This is a genomic window from Fusicatenibacter faecihominis, from assembly GCF_020686945.1.
Lineage (GTDB): Bacteria > Bacillota > Clostridia > Lachnospirales > Lachnospiraceae > Limivivens > Limivivens faecihominis.
Map to the genome: position 1 here is coordinate 13714 of NZ_JAJEPR010000030.1, position 24526 is coordinate 38239.

Annotated in this window: 23 protein-coding genes; 19 read left to right on the forward strand and 4 right to left on the reverse strand. The window is 39.2% G+C overall.

Going from position 1 to position 24526, the window contains the following annotated elements; all coding sequences use genetic code 11:
* Window position 1: 1 nt before the first annotated feature.
* The 13 genes from LKD71_RS13750 to LKD71_RS13810 all read left to right on the forward strand — a co-directional run bounded on the left by LKD71_RS13750 (window position 2) and on the right by LKD71_RS13810 (window position 17649).
* The gene (locus LKD71_RS13750) at window positions 2-994 is read left to right on the forward strand and encodes an alpha/beta hydrolase family protein (RefSeq protein ID WP_055650119.1); all 993 of its coding nucleotides are present in this window, start codon (window positions 2-4) and stop codon (window positions 992-994) included.
* A 13-nt stretch (window positions 995-1007) separates the two neighbouring features.
* Window positions 1008-2753 (forward strand): non-ribosomal peptide synthetase, encoded by a 1746-nt coding sequence (locus tag LKD71_RS13755; RefSeq protein ID WP_081034871.1) that lies wholly within the window; start codon window positions 1008-1010, stop codon window positions 2751-2753.
* A gap of 3 nt (window positions 2754-2756) precedes the next feature.
* Window positions 2757-6563, forward strand: coding sequence for an amino acid adenylation domain-containing protein (locus LKD71_RS13760; protein ID WP_227615900.1), 3807 nt, complete (start codon window positions 2757-2759; stop codon window positions 6561-6563).
* Window positions 6553-7578, forward strand: a complete 1026-nt coding sequence (locus LKD71_RS13765) for an NmrA family NAD(P)-binding protein (RefSeq protein WP_118721479.1) — start codon at window positions 6553-6555, stop codon at window positions 7576-7578. The genes LKD71_RS13760 and LKD71_RS13765 overlap by 11 nt, the downstream gene beginning before the upstream one ends.
* On the forward strand, window positions 7575-8675 hold the full coding sequence (locus LKD71_RS13770; RefSeq protein WP_055222066.1) for a Gfo/Idh/MocA family oxidoreductase: 1101 nt from the start codon (window positions 7575-7577) through the stop codon (window positions 8673-8675). Before LKD71_RS13765 ends, LKD71_RS13770 begins: the two co-directional genes overlap by 4 nt.
* Entirely contained in the window at window positions 8668-9402 is a 735-nt protein-coding gene (locus tag LKD71_RS13775) for a class I SAM-dependent methyltransferase (RefSeq protein WP_055222064.1), read from the forward strand. Before LKD71_RS13770 ends, LKD71_RS13775 begins: the two co-directional genes overlap by 8 nt.
* Before the next feature lie 299 nt (window positions 9403-9701).
* Window positions 9702-10667: a helix-turn-helix domain-containing protein gene (locus LKD71_RS13780; RefSeq protein WP_015528443.1), complete on the forward strand. Its 966-nt coding sequence runs from the start codon at window positions 9702-9704 to the stop codon at window positions 10665-10667.
* A 130-nt stretch (window positions 10668-10797) separates the two neighbouring features.
* A complete protein-coding gene (locus tag LKD71_RS13785; RefSeq protein WP_055222062.1) occupies window positions 10798-11394 on the forward strand; it encodes an MptD family putative ECF transporter S component in 597 nt (198 codons plus the stop codon).
* A complete protein-coding gene (locus LKD71_RS13790; RefSeq protein WP_055222061.1) occupies window positions 11394-12146 on the forward strand; it encodes an energy-coupling factor transporter transmembrane component T in 753 nt (250 codons plus the stop codon). The genes LKD71_RS13785 and LKD71_RS13790 overlap by 1 nt, the downstream gene beginning before the upstream one ends.
* Window positions 12143-13609 (forward strand): ABC transporter ATP-binding protein, encoded by a 1467-nt coding sequence (locus LKD71_RS13795; protein WP_054335617.1) that lies wholly within the window; start codon window positions 12143-12145, stop codon window positions 13607-13609. The genes LKD71_RS13790 and LKD71_RS13795 overlap by 4 nt, the downstream gene beginning before the upstream one ends.
* A 126-nt stretch (window positions 13610-13735) precedes the next feature.
* Window positions 13736-15520, forward strand: coding sequence for an ABC transporter ATP-binding protein (locus tag LKD71_RS13800; protein ID WP_227615901.1), 1785 nt, complete (start codon window positions 13736-13738; stop codon window positions 15518-15520).
* Complete coding sequence (locus LKD71_RS13805) at window positions 15521-17269, forward strand: ABC transporter ATP-binding protein (RefSeq protein WP_015528447.1); 1749 nt, start codon at window positions 15521-15523, stop codon at window positions 17267-17269.
* Between the two features lie 11 nt (window positions 17270-17280).
* On the forward strand, window positions 17281-17649 hold the full coding sequence (locus LKD71_RS13810; RefSeq protein WP_227615902.1) for a metal-dependent transcriptional regulator: 369 nt from the start codon (window positions 17281-17283) through the stop codon (window positions 17647-17649).
* A 375-nt stretch (window positions 17650-18024) separates the two neighbouring features.
* Here the strand turns inward: LKD71_RS13810 and LKD71_RS13815 are convergent, their stop codons facing one another.
* Both LKD71_RS13815 and LKD71_RS13820 read right to left on the reverse strand, forming a co-directional pair.
* Entirely contained in the window at window positions 18025-19404 is a 1380-nt protein-coding gene (locus LKD71_RS13815; protein ID WP_227615903.1) for a relaxase/mobilization nuclease domain-containing protein, read from the reverse strand.
* The gene (locus tag LKD71_RS13820) at window positions 19371-19673 is read right to left on the reverse strand and encodes a MobC family plasmid mobilization relaxosome protein (protein WP_227615908.1); all 303 of its coding nucleotides are present in this window, start codon (window positions 19671-19673) and stop codon (window positions 19371-19373) included. Before LKD71_RS13820 ends, LKD71_RS13815 begins: the two co-directional genes overlap by 34 nt.
* A 267-nt stretch (window positions 19674-19940) precedes the next feature.
* Between LKD71_RS13820 and LKD71_RS13825 the strand changes: the two genes are divergently transcribed.
* Together LKD71_RS13825 and LKD71_RS13830 are read left to right on the forward strand one after the other, a co-directional pair.
* Window positions 19941-20312, forward strand: coding sequence for an MmcQ/YjbR family DNA-binding protein (locus tag LKD71_RS13825; protein WP_054335618.1), 372 nt, complete (start codon window positions 19941-19943; stop codon window positions 20310-20312).
* Window positions 20312-20743 (forward strand): flavodoxin family protein, encoded by a 432-nt coding sequence (locus LKD71_RS13830; RefSeq protein ID WP_227615909.1) that lies wholly within the window; start codon window positions 20312-20314, stop codon window positions 20741-20743. Before LKD71_RS13825 ends, LKD71_RS13830 begins: the two co-directional genes overlap by 1 nt.
* 58 nt (window positions 20744-20801) lie before the next feature.
* On the opposite strand, the gene LKD71_RS13835 is transcribed toward LKD71_RS13830, so the two are convergent.
* Together LKD71_RS13835 and LKD71_RS13840 are read right to left on the reverse strand one after the other, a co-directional pair.
* The gene (locus LKD71_RS13835; protein WP_054335619.1) at window positions 20802-21002 is read right to left on the reverse strand and encodes a helix-turn-helix transcriptional regulator; all 201 of its coding nucleotides are present in this window, start codon (window positions 21000-21002) and stop codon (window positions 20802-20804) included.
* 57 nt (window positions 21003-21059) lie between these two features.
* A complete protein-coding gene (locus LKD71_RS13840) occupies window positions 21060-21794 on the reverse strand; it encodes an XRE family transcriptional regulator (RefSeq protein ID WP_227615904.1) in 735 nt (244 codons plus the stop codon).
* A 192-nt stretch (window positions 21795-21986) separates the two neighbouring features.
* Between LKD71_RS13840 and dinB the strand changes: the two genes are divergently transcribed.
* The 4 genes from dinB to LKD71_RS13860 form a co-directional block, all read left to right on the forward strand.
* Entirely contained in the window at window positions 21987-23234 is a 1248-nt protein-coding gene (gene dinB / locus LKD71_RS13845) for a DNA polymerase IV (RefSeq protein ID WP_227615905.1), read from the forward strand.
* Window positions 23235-23248: 14 nt separating this feature from the next.
* On the forward strand, window positions 23249-23461 hold the full coding sequence (locus LKD71_RS13850; protein WP_227615906.1) for a LexA family protein: 213 nt from the start codon (window positions 23249-23251) through the stop codon (window positions 23459-23461).
* A gap of 12 nt (window positions 23462-23473) precedes the next feature.
* A complete protein-coding gene (locus LKD71_RS13855) occupies window positions 23474-23713 on the forward strand; it encodes a hypothetical protein (RefSeq protein ID WP_054335621.1) in 240 nt (79 codons plus the stop codon).
* A 250-nt stretch (window positions 23714-23963) separates the two neighbouring features.
* On the forward strand, window positions 23964-24526 hold a 563-nt coding region (locus tag LKD71_RS13860; protein WP_227615907.1), incomplete at its 3' end, for a hypothetical protein.

A 24526-nucleotide genomic window follows, 5' to 3' on the forward strand; every position in this document is an offset into this window, starting at 1 on the left:
TATGTTTGTAAAAGAATTGGAAATTACTTTGGAAAATGGAATGAAAATTTCAGGAGAATTAGATTTGCCAGAAAGGCAAGGTCAATGGAAAACGATTATTTTATTTCATGGTTCCGGTCCATCTGATCGGCACGCTACAGTTGAATCCATGGGAGGTATAGTATCCCGTAATTTTGATTTATTGAGCGAAGGGTTTGTGAAAGCTAGATATGCGGTATTTCGTTATGATAAAAGAGAAAATTATGATATAGAAATAATTATTCGGGATGCCAGAGAGGTAACGAGATTTGTTTCTGGCTTGTCTGAAGTGGAAGGAATTCTGTTTTATGGATGGAGTGAAGGAGTACGAGTTTGTACAACTTTAGTTTCAGATTTTCCGAATGTGCAGGCTTTGATTCTTCAGTCGGGTATTGCAGAAGGATGGAGTTCCTATTTCTCTTATATATTGCGCGAACTTACAGTAGAAAAGTTGAAAGAGTTGGATAACAATAGTGATAGCATATTAGAAATTTCGGATTTTTTGAATTGCATACCGGACTCCACATCTATCTCTTTCTCTCTGTATTTACTTATTCTTGGTACGGATAAGGAGGGAAATATGAAATTTAATGAAGAACTTGATCCAGAAGGGAAAGGAAGATTCAGCATAATAGATAATTGGATACCATTGGCAGATGAAATAGTTGCAGATCCTACTACTTTAATTCGATTTGCTGAAAATGCTCCTGGAGAAACATGGGCAGGAATATTAGATGACATAAAAAAAATCCAATTACCTATTTTAGTACTTCATGGTTTGAATGACGGATGGATTTCTCCGGTAGAAGCTGTGCAAATAGCAAAGGCAGCAAGGAATAATGCAGATATAATTTTGTTTAAAGGGTTGGGACATTCACTTTCTAAGGTAAGTTCTCCATTAAAGGATGAAGGCGGTACTATAGAAGATGAGGTTATTGTGAGGGTCGTAAAATGGCTTAAAAAGAATGTGGAATAGTTGAGGAAAGGAAATGTATATGATGAACGATCGAGAGTTTTCTAATAGAAAGGAAACATTACATGGAGAATTTTATGAAAATGCATTGAAATATCCAGAGAGAATTGCGCTTATCTATGAAAATGAGAAAGTTTCTTATAAGATGTTGCGTTTATATGCGTTGCGTGCAGCAAACTATATGTGGCAAAGAGGAGTAAGAAGAAATGATAAGATTGTGGTTATATTGCCGAGAGGTATTGGACAAGTAGCTGCATTGTTAGGAATTCTTGCAATAGGTGCAGCGTATGTTCCGATTGCAATGAAGCAGCCGTTAGGACGTCGGAAAAAAATCATAGAAAATGTCAAGCCGGCTCTTGTATTGCAGGATGAAGCCTTTTTAGAAGAGAATCCATGGACTGGGTGTATTGAAAATAATTCAAAAGATACTGCCTATATTATTTATACATCGGGCTCTAGCGGAGAACCTAAAGGAGTAGAAATGAGTCATGTGGCTGCAATGAATACAATAGAAGAAATTTTACATATGTGGAATATTGGTGCGGAAGATTCCGTATTAAATATATCAGCATTTGATTTTGATTTGTCGGTTTTTGACATATTTGGTCTTTTAACTGTTGGAGGGACAATTGTTTTAATTGATGAAGACGACTTTAGAGATCCAGAAGTATGGAAAAATCTGATAGAGATTTATGGAATTACTATTTGGAATAGTGCCCCCGCGTTATTGGACATGTTTTTGATAATGGGGGAAAATAATCATTTTGGTAAATTGCGGTTGGCATTAGTGTCAGGGGACTGGATTCCTTTATATTTACCGGAGAAATGGTATAAAGTAACTTCAGTAAACTCGCAATTTGTAGCGTTGGGCGGAGCGACAGAAGGCGGAATTTGGTCCAACTATTATTGCGTTTCAAAAGTAGATAAATTGTGGAATTCTATTCCTTATGGGCAAGCATTACCAAAACAGAAATATAGGATTACGGATGAAAATTTTGTGGAGTGCGGAGTTGATATTCCTGGTGAATTGCAAATTGGAGGTGGAAGTCTGGCGAAAGGCTATATTAATGATGAAGAGCTAACAATGAAAAAGTTTATTACGGATGTAAAAGGGGAACGTTGGTATAGAACAGGAGATCGGGGAAGGCGATGGGCAGATGGAACGATAGAGTTTTTAGGGCGAATGGATACCCAAGTAAAGATACGTGGACATCGAATTGAGTTGGGAGAAATTGAAAGTGTATTAAAAAGTATTTCAAGAATAAAAGAAGCCGTAGTTGTTGCTCAGGGGGATAAATACCATAAAGAATTAGTTGCATTTTACTTGGGAGAGTACATTGCAGAGAGTGAAATAGAAGATTATCTTAAGATACATCTTCCTGAGTATTCTATACCGAATTCTATAAACAGATTAGAAAATTTTCCTCTTAATGCAAATGGAAAAGTTGATAGAAGAAGATTGGCAGAATATCAGAAAACTGATAGTGTGGAAATAATGTCTGACAAAGTATTAAATATTGTACTGATGATTTGGGAGGAGCTATTGAAAAATAAAGTGGCTGATTTGGATGAGAACCTTTTTAAGATAGGTGCAGACAGCTTGCTTGCGGCTAGATTTGTTGCGGCTATTAATGCTCGTTGCGGAATAGAGGTACGCATGAAAGAGGTCTTTATGAATCCATCAATTAACGCACTAACAAAATTGGTTGATAAGAGAAAAAATACAGATATAGCAGAATTTGTAGAAGAGGGGGAAATTTAAAAAATGCAGGACACGAAAAAAGTAGCAGGAGAATTATTAGTAGAGCTTGAAAAAAAAGGCATTACTTTTGAAACTGTTGATGGAAAATTAAAATATAAAGATTCCAAAGGGAATTTTACAGAAAATTCTAAAGAGAAAGTTAAAAAATATAAAGAAGAAATAATTGAAATTTTGAAGAAAAAACAAACGATAGACGAGTTTATTACGGATAATGATTATGAAACTAATGTATATCCTTTGACTGATGTGCAAGCAGCCTATTTAGTTGGAAAAACAGAAGCTGTGAAGTGGGGTGGAATTGGATGTAAAGGATATATTGAGGTTGATTTTGGTTCCTACAGTGCAGAAGAACTATCAAGAGCTTGGAAAGTATTGGTAAATAGGCATGAAATGCTAAGAGCGAAAGTAACAGAGGTCGGATTTGAAATTTTAGAGAGAGATGAGATTGATTATGAAATTAAAATAGTAAATCTACAAAAAATGGCAGAGAGGGAAAAAGTAGATACTTTATCTAAGATTAGGGAAGATTTTAGTGAATATGTTTTTCATACGGAGGAACCTCCATTATTTAAAGTGCTAATAACGAAGCGTATAGAAGGAAATTTTTTCCATCTACTTGTTGATTTAATTGTTTCAGATTTTGCAAGTGTGCAACTTCTGATTTCTGAAATGGGAGAACTTTTGAAAGGAGCTTCATTAGAAAAAATAAGGTATAAGTTTTCAGATTATGCAATGTTCAATCAACAACGTAAAGGAAGTTTAAAATGGCATCAGGATAGAATGTATTGGTTAGAAAGACTGAAAAAATTGCCGGAGGCTCCAATTCTTCCACAAGATGGACGAGCCGCAGATAAGTGTGAAAATACATATGAATTTTATCGATTTCAGAAACATATTAATCAGTCTGACTGGAAACGTATAAAGGAAATTGCAGGAGAATACGGAGTAACAGTTTCATCGGTGCTTATTGGTATATACGCAGAAGTTATTTCAAGGTGGAGTTCGAATAAACATTTTACACTCAATTTACCAATTCAAAATAGACCAACTATCGGAAATAATACTAATTCCATAGTAGGAGACTTTACAGCAGTGAACTTGCTAGAAGTAAATGTAACTCAAAATATGAGTTTTATAGAAAGAGTCAAAGAAATTACAAAAAGATTGATGGAGGATTTAGAGCATAATTCTTTTTCTGGTGTCGAAGTGCTAAGAGAACTGAGTAAAGTGTCTGAAGAAAAGGAATTATTAATGCCGATCGTATTTACAGGGGTTTTGAAGACTGATGGCACTGTAGGCACTATTGAATATGGGTTTAGTCATACCCCTCAAGTATGGATTGATTGTCAGATAGTCGATGAGATAGATTCAGAAGATCAAGAAAAAGGCCTGATGATAAGCTGGGATACAAGAAAAGGTGCGATAAAAGAATCTATTGTAACGGAGATGTTTGAGTCTTTTACTGAAACAATAAGAATACTTGGAATAAAACATTCGGAAGAATGGAAGAATCCATTGGAAATTATAGTGCCAAGTGCGAGTAAGAAAAAAGTAATTTGCGAACGAAATAAAGGTATTACGAATCAATCTCGTATTCAACAGAGATTTGTTAAGTATGCGAAAAAGAATTCTAATAAAACTGCCGTAATAGATGCTGTTGAAACAGTGACATATGGAGAATTGTTGGAAAGAGCAGAATATATAGCAGGTTATTTAAGAAAAGAATTTGTGGAAAATAGAACTGGACTGGTTGCGATAAGAATGAAAAAATCTGTAAATCAAATTGCAGCAGTAATGGGTGTTTTGATTGCTGGATTTTCTTATTTACCTATTGATATAAAACAGCCATTGGCACGACAAGAAAAAATTTTATCAAAAGCAAATGTTATTGTGGAATTGGATGAGAAAAAAGTAAATATGATACTTCAGAATTTGGAATACCGATTAGAAAAGCATCCAGAATTCCAAAATCCTATTGCATATGTAATATTTACTTCTGGCTCTACAGGAGAGCCTAAAGGTGTAGTAATGTCACATACTGCGGCACAAAATACTCTTATATCTATTGAAAATATGTATAATATCTCGGAAGAGGATACAATCCTTGGTATTGCGGAACTGTCATTTGATCTTTCTGTATTTGATATATTTAGTGTATTGGGAGTTGGTGGAACATTAGTATTACCGAATCCAGAAAAAGGACCAGATGCATCCCATTGGGGCAGATTACTTAATGAATACAAAGTGACCTTGTGGAATAGTGTTCCAGCGCAGGCGGAAATGTTAGATGCTTTTGCGTCTAAATCGGAGAGTTATCCGACAGTTAGATTAGTACTGTTATCCGGAGATTGGATAAATACTAGTCTGCCAGGAAGACTAAGAAAGATTATGACCAACGCTCAAATGATTAGTTTGGGAGGCGCTACGGAAGGTGGGATTTGGTCTATATATCATGAAATTGATGAAATAGAAGAAAGGCCTACTATATTATATGGAAAAGCTTTGCTTGGACAGTGGATGGGAGTTGTAGACGAGGAATTGAGAATTTGTCCGGAATATGTTTCGGGGCAAATTGCCATAGGAGGATATTCTTTGGCAGAAGGCTATTTAGGAGATACAACATTAACAAAAGAAAAATTTGTTTATCTGGAAGAAGAAAAGAACAGGATTTATCTCACTGGAGATAATGGAAGATATGTAGAGAATGGCGACATTGAATTTTTAGGCAGATTAGATAATCAGGTAAAAATCAATGGGCATAGAATAGAAATTGCGGAAATAGAAAATGCAATACGTGGAATGCAAAATATTGAAGATTGTTGCGTGGTTTATAATCAAAGTATAGGGAAGGGTGTGCTGATAGCTTTTATAAAAAATAAAATATCGAGCATTTCCTATACGAAAGAAGAATACAGAAAGCAGTTAGCCTTTTTTTTGCCACCAGCAATGATTCCTTCAGAGTTTGTAAATGTAGAGAGGTTTCCACTTTCTACTAATGGCAAAATAGACAGAAAAGGACTGGCAGAGAGTATACAAAAGAACATCAAGGTAAAGCATAATGCAAAAGCAACTTTAATTTCGCAAAAGAAGGAATATGTAGAACTTGCTAAAAGTATCAAAAAAATCGTATGCTCTATTTCTGGAAATGATTATATTGATTATGAAGATAATTTATTAGAAAATGGACTTGATTCTTTGTTATTATCTCAGATTTCTGGGCGCATAGTTAATGACATACAAGAAGCACAAGGCATGAGATTTGATGAAATATTACGGGCATCGTTGACGATGCCAACAATTATGGGGATTGCTCAGTATATATCGGATTGTAAAAATCCTTCAAAAAATCAAATGCATAGTAATGCAGGAAATCAAACAAGAAATTCATATACTGTTGTATATATATTTGGGGATAACGAAAATGAAATAAGAGATGTTCTTATAGAAAAGTTGAGCGCTTCAAACATAAGTTGTAAGAGAGTGGGAGGGCAAGAAATAATTGAAAGATGTCATGAAGACATAAATGTTAAAAAGAAATATATTATTGCCTTTTCCGAAATGGCTTCTTTATGCATAACTAAGGCAAGTGAACTATTGGGGGAAAACATTATTATTAACCGCATTTTTTTAATAAATCCATCTAAAGCAAAAGAAAGTGATTTATATTTAGGAGATATAAGCATAATTGACGGAAATTCAGTTGCTATTAAATCTTGGGAAAAGGCTGTTTTAGGTAACGTTAGAGAATTTGAATCTAATAGTAATGACATTTTTGATATTATTATGAGGGAACTAGAAAATGATAAATAATCGCAGAACAATCTGTATTCTTGGCGGAACAGGTACTGTTGGTGTGACAGCGTGTAAGGTTTTAAGTAAGTTAGGCTATTCATTAAGAGTCAGTGTACGGAATATAGAAACAATAAAAGATACAGGAATGTATATGGCTCCCAACATCCAATTATTTGAACTTGATATTGATAAGGAAAGTAATATTGGAAAATTCTTTAAAGGAAGTGATTTGGTAATAGGAGCAATCGGACCTTCCGCAGACTATAGTGAAAAAATGTTACTTGGAGCAATGGCAGAGAATATTCCGTATGTTGACCCAGGAGGAATTCATTTAATTAGAAAAATGAGGAATTCTAGCATGAAAGGTACCGCTATAGTTGGTTCGGGAATATTTCCGGGGTTATCAGGATGGATGTTGTCTTCTGTGCTTAAAGAAGCTTTCAATGATGACTTAATAGAGATGATTATTGGAGGTGTCTATAATTTTTCAAAAGCTGCCGCAATCGATTATGTGGAAGAAATAAAAAGTTATAAAGCTGGAATTCCTATGGCATGTGTGCGAAATGGAAAAATTTTACCTGCTCAGAAAAGAAGTCCGCTGAATCTTCCAACAAGAATTTCGAAATTATCTATATTGCCATATGTTACAGAAGAAATTCAAGAAATTATACAAGGGAAATATATGCTTAATATTGATTCATATACGGCGGCACCTGTAAGTTTATTTTCAATAGTAAATAAGGCGCATTGTCAAAAAAAAGATTTAGTAAATGCATTAATGGGACAGAAAAATAGCAACCAAAAAGCTTTTATATGGGTAAGACAAAATAAAGGAAATGATAGTAGATGCATTTATTTTGAAGGAAAAAATCCGAGTGTTTTAACTGGCGAAATATTAGCGATTACTGCCAATGCAATATTTGAAATGCCTAGGAAGGATGGAATTTATACAATGGCAAGTTATCTTGAAAAATATCAAGTGTTAGATGAACTTAAAAAAATAGATAAGTTCAAATCAGAGGGAAAGATATGAAGAAAAAACAGATTTTAGTATGTGGAACAGGATTTGGGAAAATTTATTTGAAAGCTATTGCAGAAAGTAAAGAATATGAGCTTATGGGTATATTGGGAAAAGGAAGCGATAGATCCAGACTTCTTTCAAAGAATCTAAATGTGCCAATGTATACGGATATTAAAGAAATAAATCAAAATGTTGATGCAGCATGTGTAGTTGTACCTAATGCGGCTGGAGGTGGAAACGGTGCCAATATAGCTAAAAGTATACTTGCAAAAGGGATACCAACATTATTAGAACATCCTGCTCATGAGGTAGAAATTGTTAATTGTATAAGAGAATCCGGAAGTGCCGCTTTTATGTTGAATCCATTTTATCGGTATATCAAGCCAATTCGAGATTTTTTAGAGGCGGCACAAATAATAAGTAAACATGCTCATCTTATAAATGCATCCTTGGAATGCGCTATACATGTATTATATGATGGAATAGATATATTGGGGTGTGCGTTGGGAGGCTTATCTACATGGAAATTGGGAAATGTAGCAGAATCTTATACAACTTCTATGGCAGGAGGGGGTAACAGAGTTATTAGTGGTATAATTGGAATGGTTCCGGTAACATTTATAGTGAATACCAATGTGGATCGTAACGATATAGACCATCCATTACATTTATATCATAGAATAGAATTGACATTTTCCACAGGGCGGCTCTGTCTGGTCAATACCCATGGTCCGGTAATATGGCTTCCTTTCTTGCATATGCCAAGAGATGAATATGGAACACTAAGTATTAATGTAGAAGAGGAAGTAAATATACCCTCTGGTGTTACTATAGGAAATGTAATGTTACCATCAGTAAAAGAAACGTTTGAACAAATATGGCCGGATGCAGTAAAGAAAGCTTTAGAGATTTTATTTAAGCAAAATAGAACAGAAAAAATGTCCATGGCACAATATCAAATATATGTATCAAAATTATGGTCTGAAATATGTCAGAAAGTGGGCTATATGAATATCGTTGATTATGACAATTTTGGTGACATAAAAAATATATTTTATGATTTGGAAAAAAGACATTTAATAAAAAAGGAGAATGACGGGATTGAATGAAATTGAGAATGTATACGGAGAGACAGTAGAATTTTATGATTTATCAGCTCTTTCACAGATAGGGAACAAAAAAATTGTTTTAAACAAATTTGCTGATATGGTTAAGGATTTAGATGGAATCATTTTGGATATAGGTGCAGGAACTGGAAAAACAACAATAGAGATGGCTAATATGATATGTGATAAAGAAATAATTGCTTTAGAACCATCGGCTTATATGAGAACAGCGTTTATGGCAAGATTAATGGAGCATAATGAAGTTAAAGAGAGAATTTCTCTATTGCCGATAGATGTAGGTAAATATTCATTTCGAGATAAAATAAGTGGTGTAATGTGCATGGGAGTACTTGGACATTTAAAAAGGGATGAACAAGAAAAATTATTGTATAAATTAGATAAAAATTTGAATATAAATGTCCCAATCCTGATAGAACTTTTAGAACCGAAATTTCTTGTTGCGCCAGTAGGAAGTAGAATATCGGTGGCTACTCAAGGAAGATTGCGCTATGAGACGTATATTACCGATATAAAGCAAGTGGGGATGGATCAATGGACATGGAGATTGACCTATAAAGTTTTTTGTGGTAAAAACATAGTTAGTACTGTAGATAGCCTAATGTCGTGGAATTATCAGAGTGTGGAAAAAATTTTAAACCAATTGACAAAAATGCACTTTAGAACAGCTAAATTATCAGAAACATTATTACTTGCAATAAAAGCACGATAAATATGAACTTCAGATAAAATTAACTCTCGAACTGTCAGGTGTTCCTAAAATGCCATATTTATAAGATAATTTAGCGATGTGCAGGGAGAACAATGAGAATTAATATTAAATTGTCAGTACAATGGGTTTTAAAAGTGACTTTATCGTCTTGTGAGATGCAGAAAGAAATGGAAGTAAGTGAAGTTTGTAATTTACATTAAGTAGTGTCTGCTTTTTACATGATTACAAAATTTGACTTTTTACTTTGGAAGTTGTAAAATTTAATTAGTCTTATCTAACTTCGGGAGGAATGCTTGTACATGACAAACCAATACATGAATAATCTTTATCGTGATCTGCTCTCTAATTCACCGCAGACAATAACCATAGATATTCCAGCAGACATGGGGACAGGGCAGATTTTACAGGTGGTCACGAAACAGGGAGCAGTTGTTTCGGACTGGAAAATGAATTATTTTTCAGATATGAACGTGCAGGGAGTGAGTAGCGAAGAATACATTCAAATGTTGTTCTGCTTCAATGATGGTGTTTCCTGGAATATTGCAGATAGCCGACAAAGTATCAGCATACAAAAAGGTGAGTCCTGTATTTATCGTGGACACGGGAAAATGGAATATCTGTGCTATTCCAAACAAAACGATTTCCTTTTCAAAAATGTAAAAGTACCACTGTCGTATTTCCGTAAAATTATGAATGACTATTTTGATGTTGGTGAGATTGAGGTTTATCAGAAAAAACTATTGGAAGGTATATCAAAAGTAGGTATTACTCCCTATATGGAGCACATTTTTGCGGAACTGAAAGACTTCACGCAATATCGCGGCGGATTGGGATACCTGTTTTTGGAAAGCAAAGTTTTTGAGTTGTTATCTGTATATTTGAGTGAGATTTTGGAACTGAGTATTCTTGCGTCAACTTATATAGCAATTTCCAGAAGTGACCGAGAATCCATCATAGAAGCGAAGAGAATCATTGACAGTCAGCTTGCTTTGGCACCAAGTTGTGAGGAATTGGCGCGAAAAGTCAATATTAGTACTTCAAAATTGTCAAAGGGTTTTTCCTCGCTGTTTGGAACATCGGTTCATGCGTATATTATAGATCAGCGATTGGAAAAGGCGGCAAGTCTACTATTAGAAAGTAATTTGAACGTAAGTCAGGTGGCAGCATTTGTAGGCTATTCAAAACCGAGTAACTTTGCTGCGGCATTCAAAAAGAAGTATGGGGTAATTCCTAAAAACTATAAAACGGAAAATACGATTGGTTAAAATTAAAAAATACCGATTTTGGGTAGAATAAAACCGTTTTTGGGTTGGAAATGTAGGCGTAAATTGTTATTATATGTGGTGTAGTTAGAAAATGCTAACTACACCATTTTTTAGATAGGAGGATACTGGTATGAGTTCCCAGAAAAAAAGTTCCCGGCTTGAGGGAAAAGATTTAATTACTATCGGCATCTACACCGTCATCTATGTCGTCATTGTTATGCTGGTGGCGATGCTTGGCTTCATCCCCATTTTTATTCCGCTGATGGCGGTGCTGTGTCCTTTGATTGGCGGCATCCCCTATATGCTGTATGTTACAAAGGCTAAAAAATTCGGGATGACTGCAATCATGGGTTTCCTGATTGGCCTAATCATGGTGTTCTTCGGCAACGGCTATCTTACTATGGTAACTGGTCTTGTTGGCGGCCTGTTGGCTGACGTGATCCTGAAAAAGGCAGACTACAAAAGTGCAAAGAGTACAGTTCTTTCCTGCGGTGTGTTCAGCATCTGGGTGTTTGGCAACTTTGCTCCCATTTTCCTGAACCGTGAAAGCTATATGGTAATGCTGACTGAAGGATACGGCGCTGAATATGCAGCTACCCTTAATACATATATGCCTATGTGGATTGCACCTATTTTGCTGGTTGCCTGCTTTGTGTTTGGCCTTGTCGGAGGTATGATTGGGAAAGTCATTTGCAAAAAGCACTTCCAGCGTGCCGGTATTGCATAATGGCGCGGGAAATTCTGCTCAGCAAAAAAACAGAACAAGGGTTGCGGCTCGATCCGCGTACAAAACTGTTGCTCATCTTCATCATAAGCATTTTTGTCATGGGTGGAACAGGCGGAGAAGCTATGGGACTGATCCGCCTTGTTCTTTGTGTGGTTCCGGCTATATTGCTGCTTACCTCGAAACAATGTGCAAAAGCTGTGGGCTATATTGCTGTGTTTTCTGTTTTTTATGCTGTCCAAATTTATGTTTTGCCGCACCTTACGGGGATATTGAATTTCCTTGTTCTGTTTACAATAGGATTCTTCTGCCGAATCCTTCCCAGTGTTGCGATTGCTGCCTATGCAGTGAAAACAACAACGGTCAGTGAATTGATTTCCGGCATGGAAAGAATCCATATGCCTAAAGAAGTGACGATCCCCTTAACGGTCATGTTCCGCTTCTTTCCAACTGTCTTTCAGGAGTCAGAAGCAATCAGTGACGCTATGAAAATGCGTGGGATTAAACTTGGAGGGAAAAAATCTTCAAAAATATTGGAGTATAAGCTGATCCCGATGATTACCTGCTCCGTGAAAATCGGTGAGGAACTTTCCGCTGCGGCAATTACCCGTGGCCTCGGCGCTCCTGTCAAACGCACAAACATTTGCCAGCTTAAATTCAATTTTGCCGATGTGGTGCTGATCTTGTTTTGTTGCTTTGTAGTGTTTTGGGCGATTGCTTCCCCGATAATTTCCGCAGGAGGGATTTTGCCATGATAGATTTTCAAAATGTTTCTTTTTCTTATGGTGAAGAATCCAGCGGCGGAGGGATTAGAAATGTCAATCTCACCATAAACACAGGGGAATTTGTTTTACTTACGGGAGAATCCGGCTGTGGGAAAACAACGATTACCCGTTTGGTAAACGGGCTGGTGCCTCATTATTACGAGGGCAAATTAGAGGGCGATGTCCTTCTGGACGGAAAAAGCGTATCAGATACGCCGCTTTATGACTTGGCTGCTATGGTGGGATCTGTATTCCAGAATCCCAAAAGTCAGTTTTTCAACGTGGATACGGATAGTGAATTAGCCTTTGCCTGTGAAAATTTAGGCTATCCTCAGGAGGATATCCTGAAAAGGATTGACCGGACAGTTTCCGATTATCATATTGAAGATTTGATGGGGCGAAGCGTGTTTGCTCTGTCCGGAGGCGAAAAGCAAAAAATAGCCTGTGCTTCATCAAGTGTATTGCTGCCGGGAATTATGGTCCTGGACGAACCATCTTCTAATTTGGATATGGCTGCTATTGATGACCTGCGGCAGGTCCTAAGCCTCTGGAAAAAGCAGGGCAAAACAATTCTGATCGCAGAACACCGCCTTTACTACCTTCACGATCTTGCAGATCGTGTGCTGTATGTAAAAGATGGGGAGATTGAACGGGAATACACGCCTGCTGAATTTGACAGCTTATCGGATGGCACTCGAAAAGAAATAGGGCTGCGGCCGTTTTCTCTCTCGAAGTTGAAGCCTGCGAATCAGTATCAGGCGCATACAGCTAAACAGATGGAATTTCAAAATTTCTGCTTTGCGTATAAAAAGCGGGAACCGGAAAGCCTCCATATTCCGAGTGCAGAACTGCCTGTTGGAGAAACGATTGCCATTATCGGTCTGAATGGCGCTGGAAAATCTACTCTGGCCCGCTGTATTTGCGGACTGGAAAAGAAGTGTGGCTTTTTGCAGGTTGAGGGGAAAACCCTTGATTGGAAAGCCCGGCTCAAACATTGCTACATGGTAATGCAGGATACCAGCCATCAGCTATTTACCGAAAGCGTGGCGGATGAAGTGCTTCTGAGCATGGACAACAAGGATGAAACTGTTGTGGATAAAATCCTTAAACAGTTTGATCTGCTGGAATATAAAGACAGGCACCCGCTTTCTCTTTCCGGCGGGCAAAAACAGCGGGTAGCGATCGCGTCTGCCATTGTGAGTAACCGGGAGATCATTGTGTTTGACGAACCAACAAGCGGGCTTGATCTCAAACATATGCGGGAAGTTGCGCGGAGTTTGAAGTCACTCGCGGATCAGGGCAAAACGCTTCTTGTTATTACGCATGATCCGGAGTTGGTGATGGCGGGATGTTCGTATGTAGTCCATATGGAAAAAGGGCAAGTAAAAGAAAGCTATCCATTGGACGAATCCGGCAGTAAAAAGGTTTTGGATTTTTTCCGAATCCGCCAGTGAATTTTAGAAATTATGAATGTCAGGGCCGCCTTGACTGGACAGAAAGATAATGATAAGAGGCCGCTTTACTTTGGCGGCCTCTTGTTTTTGAAGCACAGACAGTACGGCTCAATATAAGGAGGGCTTATGTTCAAAAAAATCTTTGAGTACGCAGGGCCATATAAGAAAAATATGTATGTGGCCACGGTTGTCGTACTGGTCAGCGTTCTTATGGGCATCCTGCCTTTTGTGCTGGCCTATCAGGTCATTTCGCCATTGGTTATGGGCGATTCTGTTGAAACAGAATTTGTTTTATTGCGTGTTATAGGGGTTTTGATCTGTCTTGTTTTGCAGGCGTTTTTTTATGGATGGGGATTATCAATTTCTCATAAAGCAGCATATAACACATTGTTCCGGCTGCGGGTATCTCTGCAAAAGAAGTTTGAGAAACTTCCCCTTGGCATTGTGGAGGAAAAAGGGACAGGGACAATCAAAAAGCTGTTTGTCGATGATGTGGACAGCTTGGAATTGCTCCTTGCTCATTCAGTCCCAGAGGGTATCGCAAATTTACTGATCCCGCTGGTGATTTATGTTGCTATGTTTTGTGCGGACTGGAAACTGGCTCTTATGTCTTTGGCCTCTATCCCGATCAGCCTGCTCTCCATGGTCATTATGTACTCTGTTGGAATGAAGCGCATGGGTCCCTACTATCAGTCTGCACAGAAAATGAACAACACGATCATTGAGTACATCAATGGTATGGAGGTTGTCAAGGTTTTCAACCGGGAGAGCGAATCTTACGAGAACTTCCGCAAGGATGTAACGGACTATCGGGATTATACCTTGGCATGGTATAAGGCCGCCTGGCCCTGGATGGCGATATACGGAAGTCTACTGCCCTGCACTGTTATTCTGACTTTGCCTCTTGGGGCATGGTTTGTTCTCTGTGGCATAAGCACTTTACCTGATTTGATTTTAGTCCTCTGCCTTTCCCTCAGCATTGGGATTCCTCTCCTGAAAGCACTGGGCTTTATGGAGACGATTCCGAATCTGAATTATAAGATCACGGCACTTGAACAGATGTTAAATACGGCACCGCTGCAAGCTGCTGAGGATGATTTCCACGGACAGGATTTTAACATTTCTTACGATCATGTTTCCTTTGCGTATCAGACGACACAGCCTGGCCCAGATGGGAAACCGATAATAGCGGAAAACGAAGTCCTCCACGATATTACCTTTGTGGCACAAGCAGGACAAAAAACTGCCCTAGTTGGTGAATCCGGTTCTGGCAAGAGCACCCTTGCAAAACTGTTGATCCACTACTATGACCCGCAGAAAGGGAGCATTTCCATTGGCGGGCATAAACTTTGTGATATGAGCCTGGAGGCATTGAACAGCCGCATTTCCTATGTGGCTCAGGATCAGTACCTGTTTAACACCTCCCTGCTGGAAAATATCCGTCTTGGACGTTTGGATGCTACCGATGAGGAAGTAATGCAGGCGGCGAAGAAAGCCCGGTGTATGGAGTTTCTGGAAAAGCTGCCGCAAGGTATTCACTCCATGGCGGGCGATGCGGGGAAAATGCTTTCCGGGGGGCAGCGCCAGCGAATTTCCCTGGCGCGGGCAATATTGAAGGATGCCCCGATTGTAGTGCTTGACGAGGCCACGGCCTATGCTGATCCAGAAAATGAGGAAAAAATGGAGGCTGCTATTGCGGAGCTGGTGGAGGGAAAAACCTTGGTAGTTATCGCTCACAAACTTCCCGCTATAATGAACGCAGATCAAATATGCGTTATGGATCACGGAAAGATGGTGGCAACCGGAAAACATCAGGAGCTGATTCAAGCTTGCCCAGAATACCAAAAGTTGTGGAAAGCGGCTCAGGACAGCGCCGAGTGGAAAGTATCTACTGCAAAGGAGGGAAGATAAATGTTTGCATTGATTTCAAGAATCCTGAACCTCTCAGGGAGGTATAAAAGCCGTATTCAGGCTGCATTTCTATGTGCATTTGTCGAGTCCATTCTCTCCAAAATGCCGATCTTCATGGCGTTTATTGTCTTGGCCGGGTTTGCTGATAATACGCTGACTGGAAAGACCTGTCTGTTTGTCGGACTTGGATTATTAGCTGTTGTAGTGGTTCAGACAGTGGTTCACTATTTGAGCGACCGTCTGCAAAGTGCCGCTGGATTTATGATCTTTGCTGATAAACGGATGGAGTTGGGAAATCATTTAAGAAAAATGCCGATGGGTTACTTTACATCGGGGAATATTGGAAAAATCAGCTCTGTTCTCAGTACGGATATGGTATTCATTGAGGAAGTTTCTATGAGTACCATTGGCAACATGATGAGCTATATGCTGTCTACTTTGGTTTTAGCTGTTTTTATGTTCGTACTGGATTGGAGACTTGGGCTGATTGCGGTAATCATTACCTTGCTGGCATCACTGGTTGCAAAATATATGAATAAGGTTTCCTTCAAGGAGGCTGTCGGGCGTCAAAACCAAAGCGAGAATTTGACGGATGCGGTCTTGTCTTTTGCTGAAGGAATTGGGGTTATCAAAAGTTACAATCTGCTCGGAGAAAAATCTGACGAATTAACGGAAAACTTCAAAAAATCAAGGGATGTCAATACGAAGTTTGAGCAGAAAATGACACCGTGGACCACTGGCTTAAACATTCTCTATGGCGTGGGTATTGCCGCTATCTTCGGTTTATCCGTTTTTTTACATCAGGAAGGCGTACTCTCCCTGGCTTATCTTTTGGGCGTGCTGCTGTTTGTCTTTGATCTCTTTGGACCTCTGAAAGCTCTTTATGGAGAAGCAACCCGACTGACCGTGATGAATGCCGCATTAGACCGCATTGAAGCTGTTTTGGACGAGCCCGAACTTCCCGATAACGGAAATCAACATATTCTGTCACAGGCACAGCCGGATCAGCCAGAAGTACAATTTAGCGATGTGGGCTTCGCCTATCAGGACAAGGAAGTCCTGCACAACATCAGCTTCTCTATGCAGAAGAATACCATGACCGCACTTGTGGGACCGTCTGGCGGTGGCAAATCCACGATTGCGAACCTTCTGGCGCGGCTGTGGGATGTGAAATCCGGCAAAGTGACAATCCGTGGTACAGATATTCGGGATGTACCTCTCGCCGAACTGATGGAACAGATCAGCATGGTTTTCCAGAGGGTGTACTTGTTCCAGGATACCATTTACAACAATATCAGCATGGGTAAACCGGACGCTACCGAGGAAGAAGTCTATGAGGCTGCAAAAAAAGCCCGCTGCTATGATTTTATCATGGCGCTGCCAGATGGATTCCAGACAGTCATCGGTGAAGGCGGCGCTACTCTGTCCGGCGGCGAAAAGCAAAGAATCTCTATCGCCCGATGCATTTTGAAGGACGCACCGATTGTCATTCTGGATGAAGCGACTGCAAGTGTTGATACCGATAATGAAAGCTATATCCAGGAGGCAATCAATGAGCTGGTAAAGGGTAAAACATTACTTGTGATTGCACATCGCCTGAATACCATCCGTCAGGCAGATCAGATTTTGGTGATCTCTGATGGACGGATCAGCGAACAGGGAACCCATGACGAGCTTATGGCAAAAGCCGGGATTTATCAGGATTTTGTAAATATCCGTAAAAAGGCTTCCGGCTGGAGCCTTGCATAAAGGAGGAACCGATGAAGATTCATGCGTCCGGGGAGGATTATCTGGAGGCTGTGCTGATTCTTCAAAAGAAGCAGGGTATGGTCCGATCCATTGATCTTGCCCGGCACATGGGATTCAGTAAACCGAGCATCAGCCATGCAGTAGGTGTGTTAAAGAATGGCGATTTCCTGACTGTCGATGAAGATGGATACCTCAATCTGACTAATGCCGGGCGGGAGGTTGCCGAGAAAATTTATGAACGCCATCAGTTCTTTACGGAGCAGCTTGTAGCTGTCGGGGTTGATCGGGAAACTGCAGAAAGAGATGCCTGTCGGATAGAACATGTAATCAGTGAAGAAGCTTTTGAAAAATTGAAAACTTCGGTTGAAAAAAAGTATTAGTACAATGTTGATTCACCGAATCTTTTATGTTCATCATACTATAGAATTGTTGAGAAACGTGAAACAGGGTATGAAACTCGTATACTAAAAGACATTCAGAGTGGAATTACACTAGAAACACTTATGGCAAAAGGACATAGGAAAACGCCGGAAGAAAAAGCAGCTGTTGCGAAACAAAAGAGGAAACAGAGGCGAGCAAAACGGAAAAAAGAAGCAAGAGATAATCTGACCAAAGAAGAGATCTTGCAAGATGACCGATTTTTCTGTATTGCTGGTTATACCTCCGGAGGTGCACCGTATGGTGTCACCTGGGAGGAAAAGGATTTGAAACCTTGGGAAGATTTGGAAGAAAATGAGTGAGTTGCCAGTGCAATCTTATTTTTCTCTTGTGACAGAAACAGGTTCCTTTTTTGCCGGAAGTAAGTCTGAACTGATCTCTGGAGCATCGAGCAGTACAGTGAAATTTTGCTGAATGATCTCTAGGGTTTTCTGCTTTTTCTGCAATTCCTGTTTTTCCCGGACAGTAGCATCCTGTTCAGATTCAAGATTTTCAATCCGCTTCTGGATTTTATTAGAGCTTGGGATTTTGGTGATACCGAGATCCTGAAGCTCTTTTTTTAGTGAATCGTGGAGCTGGTATTCTGCCTGATGTTTGGTGCGGTATGCTTTTGGATTTTTAGCAGATTTACAATCTTCAATTACTTTACGACAAAGCCGGTAAGAATCGCAGTGTTTCTGAATGACTTTCTGCGTGCTCAGCTCACTGTTGATTTGTGCTATTCTTTGGTCGGCAACTTTCACAGAAGCTTCAATGTCAGATACATGCTGCCTGAAATCGTCATAATTCAGTAGGTTATTTTCGGAAAGATAGTTGAAGGTGCGGGCTGCCTCTTTCAGATTATTGAGTGTTGCCCATCGTTCAAAGCCTTCTCGATTGCCGGTTGTAACATACGTGGAGATATTGATATACAGGCGAGATTCTCTGGACAGATGCTTTGGAGTTTTCACCTTGCTACGATTTTTAGCCAGACGGATACGGACATTTTCTTCCGAATAATAACTTCCGAGAGATTTCATATAAGTGAAGTTTTTCTGTTCCGGTGCACGGAAGGACAGATGTTTTCCCTGTCGAACTTCATATCCTGCTAACTGCATCTTTTGTAGAAATTCCTCATAGTTGATAGAAGACCAGATTGATTTATCAACTGCGACACGTAGCTTGGCTTTCCAGCTGGTGCCACGATGATACTCCATGTTCTCTCTATAGCTTTTACCTTTTTCTCCGGTTGGCATACTGGTGGCAAGTCCATTTTCATGGCAGATACGATTACTGATTCTACAGAGTTTATGGTAGCTCCGCTTATTGGAAACATACTTATGATGATCAACGAAGCTTGCAGCGTTGAAGATGATATGGTTATGGATATGATTTTTGTCAACATGGGTACTGATCACATATTCATATTTTCCTTTCAATACTTCGTCTGCAAATTGCTGCCCTAAGCGATGGGCATTTTCGGCATCAACTTCTCCAGGTTTGAAGGACTGGATCAGATGAAATGCCAGGTTATCACCTTTGTCCATTCCATTCTTTTTTGCCATTTCTCTTGTCATAGAAAATTCAAGATCTGCAGTTTCAGGGGAACAGCCAAAACTGGAAACTAACAGTTTTTCATCTGTCTTATCTGGATTTGTAATATAGTCCAGTGCTTTCTTGTCTGTTACTTTAATGGGGAAGATCTTAAGATATGCCATAATTCTTTCACCATCTCTTTCAATTCTTGCATTTCTTCTGGATATAGATCTCCGGTGGTATTTACCTTTTTTGCAATCTGGTTGATATTTACACCAATCTTGTGCATTTCCTCATACTGTTTCTTCAGTGGAGTGGTATCGGTGTTGACGATGTAACCGTCGATTGCCATTTTACGAAGGTAAGCTCCCATGTTTTTGGTCTTTGATTCAATCATCTTTCTACGGATAAGTTTCTTTTCTTCGGGGGAGACACAAAACAAAATCTGTATATTTCTTTTTTCTTTGCCATAGGCAGATTCTCCTTTCTTTGGTTCTTCGAAGTAGTGACTTCTGGGTTTTTAATTTAGGGTAGGGTTCCTTAAATTACTGGTTTTTCGGAAGTGTATATACACTTCCTGTCCTTGCTGTTTTATCCCTCTATTAGTTAAAGTCAGGAGAACCGGGAAAATGCAAAAGAATTTGGCAGGTAGCACGGGAAGTGAAAATATGGTATGATTATGGGCAGGATATCAGGAGAATCAGGAGTTGAATAGATTGTGAAGAAAGAAGAAATTTTTGAATATGTGAAGAAACAGTATGGTACGATGCCGGAGTATTTATGGGCACAATCACCAGATAATGCTGTGTTGCGACATAAGAATGGAAAATGGTATGCTGTGGTCATGAGCGTTGAAAAATGCAAACTAGGATTAGAAGGAAATGAATTTGTCGATATTATGGATGTAAAATGTGATCCGGAAATGACAAGTATGATTATTCAGACCTTTGGATTTTTGCCAGGATACCATATGAACAAACAGCACTGGATCACAATTTTACTGGATGGTTCAGTAAGTGAAGCAAAGACATTAGATTTTTTGGATATGAGCTATGATATGATTGATGGGAATAGAGGAAAGGAAGAATGATGAGAAAGGTAATCGTATATTCATCTGTGCATCATGGAAACACAGAGAAATTAGTAAAGAGCATTGCAGAAGAGTGTCAGGTTGATTTGATTGATGCTGTAAAACAGCCAGATGCAGATCTGAGCAGTTATGATACGATTGGGTTTGCATCAGGAATCTATTTTTCAAAATTTCATCAGTCGATATTGGGATTTGCAGAGAAGAATCTACCGGACGACAAAGGGGTATTTCTGATCTGTACTTATGGTGGAAGTGCGAATTATAAATCCATAGAGCAGATTTTGGGCAAGAAGCATTCTACAGCAATCGGAAAATTCGGATGCAAGGGCTATGACACATTTGGCCCATTTAAACTGGTGGGTGGTATAGCAAAAGGACATCCAGATGAAAAAGATATAAAAAATGCAGTTGAGTTTGTAAAAGGACTCTAAATAGTTTAGCGAAAAAGAAAAACCGGGGAACAGTCCTCGGTTTTCTGATATTTGCGGTTCAGTCTTCAATTTGAAAAATCTCTTCTACTGGCATTTTCAGATAATGTGCCAGACGGATTGCAATTTCGAGAGAGGCATTTCGCTCACCACGCTCAATGCGTCCGATGGTATCACTGCAAGAACCGACAGCTTTTGCAAGATCTGCCTGAACGAGATTTCGTTCTTCACGGATATCTTTAAGTGTGTTGTTAATTGCCATTTTATCACTTCCTTTATTATTTTCAGCAAGAGCAGGCTAGAAGTCTGCAGTTGATCTTTAATGAAAACCAGGGATTTCTGCTCCTTTGCATTTTCCGATTACTTTCCCAAAGATTTTAAAAGAATCAGATTCATAAATCTGGATTGGATGATACTTTTCATTCAATGAAACCAGATAAACTCCATCCGGACCGTCATGTAGCTCTTTGATATAGGTATTGCCATTGAGATAGAAGATACCGATTTCACCGTTGGAGATACTGTCTTGTTTATGAACCCATGCAACATCTCCGGTATGATACATTGGTTCCATACTGTCACCAGATATACGGATTCCAAAATCCGTCTTTTCAGGTGCGAGATGACCGACATTGTAACTTTCTTTTACACTGTCTTCAATATAATTTCCAGTACCGGCAGAAGCTGGCTCTACTGCAATCGGCTGATAATTTTCAAATGGAATGATATCGGCTCTATGCGGAAGATACTTTCTGGACGCCCGCAGAAGATTGGCAAATTCAATAATCTTAGCTTTGCCGTCTTCATTCAAATTTTCCATGACATGATCAAATGGATTTTCACCTAAAAATTCTTCGTATATATCTTCAATATCTAAAATCTGACAAACTGTCAGGATTGTGTGTAAGGAGGGTTCTCTTGTTAGATTCTCCCATTTGGAGACTGCTTTCGTAGTAACTTCAATTCCTTCCTGAGCAAGTAAGTCCACCAGATCCGCCTGGGAGTAGCCTTTCCTTCTTCTGTTTTCTACTAATACTTCTCCGAAAGCACGCATATGTTCGCCTCATTTCTTTTTGATTTTTCTATATGCATTATAACCCGAATAAAATCAAAAATCAAGAAAAATCTCCAAAAAGGAGACAATACGACCAAGATGTCGCTTGACTATCTCCAATACGGAGATATATACTAAGCATACAGAAATTGATAAGACAATAAACCAAACAGAGAGAAGGTGGTGGAGTTAATGGGAGACAGGACAATTCTTCATAGCGACATGAATTCATTTTATGCAAGTGTGGAAATGCTGCATCACCCGGAATTTGCCGGAATGCCTCTTGCAGTTGGCGGTGATCCGGAAGCCAGACATGGAATTGTGCTGACAGCAAATTATATTGCAAAGCGAAAAGGTGTAAAGACCGGAATGGCATTATGGCAGGCAAAACAGATTTGTCCGGAAATCATTTTTGTGCCACCACGGATGGACTTGTATTTGAGATTTTCACAGATGGCAAGAGAAATCTATTCGGAGTATACGGACAAGATCGAGCCATATGGGATTGATGAAGCCTGGCTGGATGTATCAGACAGTAGAAATCTGAAAGGAAGCGGAATAACGATTGCAAGAGAAATCAGCCATCGGATTAAATACGAACTGGGTGTAACGGTAAGTATTGGAATTTCCTGGAATAAGATTTATGCGAAACTTGGTTCAGATTACAAAAAGCCAGATGCGATTACAGAGTTTAACCGGGAGAATTATAAAAGTATGATTTGGCAGCTTCCTGCATCGGATCTGCTTTATGTTGGAAGACAGACTCGGAAGAAACTTCAGAAGCTGGGGATTCGAACAATTGGGGAACTTGCAGAAAGTGATGAAGCAATGTTAGAAAGCCATTTTGGAAAGATGGGAATTGTGTTATGGTCATTTGCAAATGGCTGGGACGATGATCCAGTTTGCAAAGATGGGTATACAGCTTCGGTGAAGTCAATTGGTAATAGTACCACAACTCCAAGAGATTTAGAAGATGATCTGGATGTCTGGATCATTCAGATGGCACTGGCAGAAAGCGTTGCAGCAAGATTAAGAAAACATGGTTTTAAATGCAAAACGATAGAAATTACGGTCCGAGACAATGGCTTGTTTCGTTTTTCGAGGCAGAAACAATTACATCATCCGACAAATATAACAGATGAGATTGTTACAGCAGCGTTTCAATTGTTTAAGGATTATTATAAATGGGAGCATCCAATCAGAAGCCTTGGTATTCGAGCAGTAGATCTTGTGTTGGATGATATTCCCGTCCAGTTGGAACTTTTTGGTAATCAAGAGAAACAGGAAAAATTGGAAAAGATGGATCGCACTGTAGATGAGATCAGACGACGGTTTGGTTATTTCAGTATACAGAGAGCAGTTATGTATCAGGATAAAGTCTTATCCCACTTGGACGCTGGTACACATACAGTTCATCCACACAGTTATTTTCATGGATAATGGGAGGGATAGATTTGAAACAGACATTAACCAGAAAACAGGAAGAAAGCTATCAGTGCATTTTGAATTATACGGAGGAGCATGGATATCCGCCGACAGTACGGGAATTTGGAAAATTGATCGGGGTGAAATCAACATCATCAGCATTTTCCAGAATCAAGCAGTTGGAGTTAAATGGATATATCCGCAGAATCCCGGCATCGCCAAGAGCAATTGAGATTTTATAGTGAGGTGTCGGCATGAACAAAGTATATGTAGATGTAGTGGCAGAGTTTCGGAAAGACGGAAAACTGGTTCCTATATTTTTTACCTGGGAAGATGGAAGAAAATATAACATTGACAGAATTTTGAAAATTGAGCGATGTGCCAGCAGAAAGGCAGGCGGTGTAGGAATGATGTATACCTGTATGATACAGGGACAGGAAAGCCATTTGTTTTATGAAGTGGATAAATGGTTTATGGAGAGAAAAACAGCATAAGGAGAGATTGGTATAGACGATATTATTTGGATTATTAACCGGCAGGGATAGTCACTTTCCCTTTATATTCCTGCAGGTTTTACATAAGAAGAGGGATTCCGGTCAGCAAAGGCAGCTCCCACAATGCCTTTTGGATATCCGCTTCTGCAAGTTATAGTAAGTAATTGCTTCCCATCAAAATCATGGGGAAAGCGAACTGGTCTGAAAGACCGCCAGTTAGTGTGATGATGATAAGGAGATTTTGAAACTGATGACAGACAGAGATTATGCAATTAAATCAATGAAAGAGATTACCTTCCAGATGGCAAGCCATGCGCAGGATTATCTGGAAGTAACGATGGAGAGACATTATACAGATATCAAAGAACTGATGACAAGCTATCAGAAATTGATTTTGGAAAATCAGATTGTATTAGAAGAACTGGATATGGAGTGCCAGGAGAAAATCAATGAAGATATGGCATATGCGTTGAGTTATCTGAGTATTTATAACAATCAGTTAGATGTGCCAAAGATGCACCGGGAAATGAATAACCTGATGATCATTTACGGCTTGTCAGATATGATCTATCGTGGAATGACACTGGTAAAGTTCTATGCACCGAATGGTGTGATGCTCAGTGAGGTTCTTCATTCCTGTTTTTGCAATCATTATAATAAGACAGACGTGGAAGTACAGCAGGAGTTAGGAATAGGCAGGACTTCTTTTTATAAAATGAAGAAGCAGGCACTTGGGTATTTAGGATTTTATTTTTATGAGATCGTGGTACCGCAGGCAAAGGATAAAAGATTTAAACCGTCACTGGGCGTTGA